The 742-nt window shown below is 51.1% G+C and carries 1 pseudogene; it reads left to right on the top strand.

Annotated features, from left to right (window positions below):
• Window positions 1-742: pseudogene (locus BWI44_RS12100) on the top strand (fimbrillin family protein); the annotation flags it as partial.

Here is a 742-nt window from a genome sequence, read left to right as displayed (position 1 = left end):
GCAGCTTCAATACCACTTCCGGCAGCAACGACGGCATCGCCATCCCGGTTTTACAGAACTCGGACATCAACCTGGCGTTCAATACAGCCCCAACGACCAGTACTGCCGCTCCGTTGACGCTGACCGACAAGACCAATACCAGCATAGGTGCTCCCGCCGCCACTGCCACCAACAGTGTATCCTTGGCTGTGCCGGAAACCAATGCAGAGCAAGAAGCTCCTTCTGTAGCCATCACCATGCCAAGCACCACCGTTACATTGGCAGCAGTAGGCAATAAAGCCACTTACAATGAAGTGACTGCCACTACCGCCCAGCAGACATTGATTATCAATGCAGGCGTCACCGTAAAGAAGCTGACCGTAAAAGGCGGTAACTTGAAGATATATGGAAAGGTAGAACAATTGGTACACGATGCCGGCGATACCACAATCTATATAATAAAAGGAACCGAAGCATCACTTCCGGCAACAATCGACAGCAAATTTGTAGTTCAATCCGACGTGGCAGTCCTAAAGGCCGCTTTCGCCAACGGCGAAGATTTTAAATTGTCCGCCGATGCCGACATCACAGGGCAAAGCGTCAGTGTACCCGCCGGAAAGTCCGTGGTTCTTGACTTGAACGGATATACACTGACTGCCGACAACAGCGCAACAGGCAAAATCATCGTCTTGGGCAAGATGACACTGAAGGACAGCTCTACCGAGAAGAAAGGCAAGATAGTTGCCAGCCAGGATTATACAGC

The organism is Bacteroides sp. Phil13 (assembly GCF_001940965.1).
GTDB lineage: Bacteria > Bacteroidota > Bacteroidia > Bacteroidales > Bacteroidaceae > Bacteroides > Bacteroides intestinalis.
The sequence above is the reverse complement of the archived record's forward strand: the minus strand, read 5'-3'. Positions and strand labels throughout refer to the sequence as shown.